Here is a 3,624-nt window from a genome sequence, read left to right on the forward strand (position 1 = left end):
GTAGGGGACCCGGCCCCGCGCAGCGGCCAACCACCCGCACCCGACCCACCGGCCACGGCCACCCGAACCGGCCCCGCCCCGGCCCCGACGGACGGAGTCCGGCGCAGCGGCGCGAAGCCGGGGAGGCGCCCCGGCGCCGCACCGCGCGAGCGGCGCGTCAAGGAAGGGAGCGGTGCGTCAAGAACGGGCGGCGGTCAGGCGGGCCGCGATGGTGGCGGCCGGGGTGCGCGGGAGGCGGTCCGCGATGAGGCCGTCGGCGAGGAAGAGGACCTGGTCGGCGTGGGCGGCGGCGGCCGGGTCGTGGGTGACCATGACGACGGTGGCGCCGAGGGAGTCCACGGCGTCGCGGAGCAGGCCGAGCACCTCGGCGGCGGTGGTGGTGTCGAGGGCGCCGGTCGGCTCGTCGGCGAAGACCACGTCGGGCCGGGTGACCAGGGCCCGGGCGATGGCGACCCGCTGCTGCTGTCCGCCGGACAGTTCGGCGGGGCGGCGCCGCCCCTTGCCGTCCAGGCCGACCCGGGCGAGCAGCTCGGCGGCGCGGGCCCGGTCCTGGCGGCCGCCGCCGAGGCTCAGCGGGAGCAGGACGTTCTGCTCGACGGTGAGCGAGGGCAGCAGGTTGAAGGCCTGGAAGACGAAGCCGAGGCGGCTGCGGCGCAGCTCGGTGAGCTCGTTCTCGTCCATGGTGGTGATCTCGGTGCCGCCGAGCCGGACGGAGCCCTCGGTGGGGACGTCGAGTCCGGCGGCGCACTGGAGGAAGGTGGACTTGCCGGAGCCTGAGGGGCCCATCACGGCGGTGAAGCTGCCGCGCGGCAGGCTGAGGTCGATGCCGCGCAGGGCGTGCACGGTGGCGGCGCCGCGTCCGTAGACGCGTCGTACGCCGCTCAGCTCCACGGCGGGTCCGCCCTGCGCTTCGTGCCGCCCGGTCCGCCTGAGCCCCAGTCCCATGGTGTGCCGCCTTCCGTACCGGTGTCCGCTGGTGTCCCCGACGCTACGGAGGGGCGTGGGGCGGGGGCCATGGAGCGGCCCGGCGGACGGCTGGTGGGGTAATCCCCACCCCGGGGCCGTCAGGGCGAGCGGCGGATGAGGAGCAGGGCGCGGTCGTCGTTGACGTCCTTGGCGACCTTCTCGATGAGGTGCCAGGCGGCGCCGTCCCAGCCGGCGGCGACGTAGCGGTCGGCTTCGCCGGTGAGGCGGTCGATGCCTTCGCTGATCTCGCGGTCGGAGGTCTCGACGAGGCCGTCGGTGAAGAGCATGAGGACGTCGCCGCGCCGCAGGTTGCCGCGGGCGGGTTCGAATTCGGCGCCGTCGTAGACGCCGAGCAGCGGGCCCTCGCCGGCGACCTCCTGCCAGCGGCCGGTGCCGGCCGAGAGCTGGAGGGCGGGGAGGTGGCCGGCGGACAGCAGTTCGTAGTCGCCGGTCTCCAGGTCGAGGACGAGGTGGATGGAGGTGGCGAAGCCCTCGTCCCAGTCCTGGCGGAGGAGGTAGCCGTTGGCTGCGGGGAGGAAGTCCTGGGGCGGGAGGGCGCCGAGGAGGCCGCCGAAGGCACCGGAGAGGAGGAGGGCGCGGGAGCCGGCCTCCATGCCCTTGCCGGAGACGTCGGTGAGGACGACTTCGAGGGTGCGGCCGCCGTTGGTGCGGGCGGCGACGACGAAGTCGCCGGAGAAGGACTGGCCGCCGGCCGGGCGCAGGGCCATCTCGCGGTGACAGCCGCGGGGCAGGGCGGGCAGCTTGCTCTGGACGCGGATGCGTTCGCGCAGGTCGAAGAGCATGGTGCCGCCGCGTCTCCAGGGCACGCCGACGCGGCTGCGGAACTGGGCGATGACCAGTCCGAAGAACCCGCAGGCGGCGACGACGAGCACGGTTCCGGGGGTGACCCGGGCGGGGCCCTGGGTGTAGGGGCCGAGGACGAGGGCCTCGACGATCAGGGCGGCCGCGGCGGCGGCGTACAGCCCGAGGAGGCTGGCGGGGCGCAGCAGGAGGCCGCCGGCGACGATGGGCAGGACCAGGGCCGACGGGGAGAACCAGACGGGCATCAGGAGGGTGCCGCAGGCTATGGCGGGCACGGTCAGCAGGAGGCCGGCGAAGGCGAGCCAGTCGGAGGCGTCGCCGCGGAAGTAGTCGACGGCGGATTTGCGCAGGGCTGTGCGCGCCCGGTGCGACATCATGCGCATCCGGGCCATGAACGTCTCCACGCGCGCTCCGGCCATTGCTTCGGGACCATATCCATCCCGGCTGTGACCGCGCAGGGGGACCCCCGGACCAATGGCCCTTCGCGGGGCGAAAACCCTTCGACTGCGGCGGACCGGCCGCGTGAGGATGACCGCATGGCTCTTGAGATGCGGGTTTTGAAGCAGGATGAGTGGGATGTCTGGTTCGATCATCTGGAACTGGCCTTCGGCGGTGTGCCGGATCCCGCACCGAGCCGGGAGCACTTCCGCTCGCTGACGGAACCGGACCGCTCCCTCGGCGTCTGGGACGGCGAGGACTGCGTCGGCTCGGCCTCGGCCTTCGGTTTCCGCCTCTCGGTGCCGGGCGGGGCCCTGGTTCCGGCGTCGGGCGTGACCATGGTCGGTGTCGCGCCGACCCACCGCAGGCGCGGGGTGCTGAGGTCGCTGATGCGGCGCCAATTGGACGACATCCGGACGGGTGAGGAGCCGATCGCCGTGCTGACGGCCTCGGAGCCGGAGATCTACGGCCGCTTCGGCTACGGCACGGCCGCGTACTCCCTGGCCGTCGACATCGACACCACACGGGTGCGCCTGTCCGTGCCGCCGGGGACGGACGCGGTGCGGCTGCGGCTCGTGGACCCGGAGAAGTCCCTCGCGGACTGCGAACGGGTGTACGCGGGTCTGGTCGCGGCCCGGCCGGGGATGCTGGCGCGGCAGCCGGGCTGGGAGCGGGACGGGCTGCAGGACGTGCCGGAGCTCCGGGGCGGGGCCTCGCCGTTGAAGTGTGTGGTGGCTGAGGACCCGGACGGCGGGGTGGTCGGGTACGCGCGCTACCGGGTCAAGCCCGACTGGGAGCTGACCGGCTCGGACGGCAAGGTCGAGGTCCGCGAGGTGCACGCGCCGGACCCGGCGGCCTACGCGGCGCTGTGGCGCTACCTCTTCGAGATCGACCTGACCTGGCACGTACGGGCGCACGGGCGGCCCGTCGACGACGCGCTGCTGCACCTGGTGAGCGACGTCCGGCGGTGCCGGACGCGGCAGCGGGACGCGCTGCACCTGCGGCTGGTGGACCTGCCGGCGGCGCTGGAGGCGCGGGCGTACGGGGCTGCGGTGGACGTGGTGCTGGAGGTGGAGGACGTCTTCTGTCCGTGGAACGCGGGGCGGTGGCGGCTGACGACCGCCGGCGGTGACGGGGCGGTGCGGTGCGTCCGGTCCGAGGACCCCGCGGATCTGGCGCTGTCGGTGCGGGAGCTGGGCTCGGCGTACCTGGGCGGGGTCACGCTGGCCTCGCTGGCGGCGGCGGGGCGCGTGCGCGAGCTGCGCCCGGGGGCGCTGCGGGAGGCCTCGCGGGCCTTCGCCGGCGACGTCGCCCCGTGGCTGCCGCACCACTTCTAGCCGATGCCTCCGGGGGCGGGTCCGGGTGCCGATGCTCCGGGGCCGGTGCGGGTGCCGCTGC

3 protein-coding genes are annotated in these 3,624 nt (G+C 74.8%); 1 reads left to right on the plus strand and 2 read right to left on the minus strand.

The features are described 5' to 3' along the window. Nucleotides 1-177: 177 nt before the first annotated feature. Together SSNG_RS11885 and SSNG_RS11890 are read right to left on the minus strand one after the other, a co-directional pair. Nucleotides 178-945 (minus strand): ABC transporter ATP-binding protein, encoded by a 768-nt coding sequence (locus SSNG_RS11885; protein WP_007264067.1) that lies wholly within the window; start codon nt 943-945, stop codon nt 178-180. 119 nt (nt 946-1,064) lie between these two features. Continuing rightward, nucleotides 1,065-2,207, minus strand: coding sequence for a PP2C family protein-serine/threonine phosphatase (locus SSNG_RS11890; protein WP_042800892.1), 1,143 nt, complete (start codon nt 2,205-2,207; stop codon nt 1,065-1,067). Between the two features lie 117 nt (nt 2,208-2,324). On the opposite strand from SSNG_RS11890, the gene SSNG_RS11895 reads away from it, so the two are divergent. After that, nucleotides 2,325-3,563 (plus strand): GNAT family N-acetyltransferase, encoded by a 1,239-nt coding sequence (locus tag SSNG_RS11895; protein ID WP_042800893.1) that lies wholly within the window; start codon nt 2,325-2,327, stop codon nt 3,561-3,563. Nucleotides 3,564-3,624: the final 61 nt, after the last annotated feature.

Origin of the sequence: Streptomyces sp. C, from assembly GCF_000158895.1 — a bacterium.
Taxonomy (GTDB): domain Bacteria; phylum Actinomycetota; class Actinomycetes; order Streptomycetales; family Streptomycetaceae; genus Streptomyces; species Streptomyces racemochromogenes.

Coding starts and splice junctions, on each gene's coding strand:
- SSNG_RS11895 (WP_042800893.1), top strand. CDS start 2,325: ATGGCTCTTGAGATGCGGGTTTTGAAGCAGGATGAGTGGGATGTCTGG.
- SSNG_RS11885 (WP_007264067.1), bottom strand. CDS start 945: ATGGGACTGGGGCTCAGGCGGACCGGGCGGCACGAAGCGCAGGGCGGA.
- SSNG_RS11890 (WP_042800892.1), bottom strand. CDS start 2,207: ATGGCCGGAGCGCGCGTGGAGACGTTCATGGCCCGGATGCGCATGATG.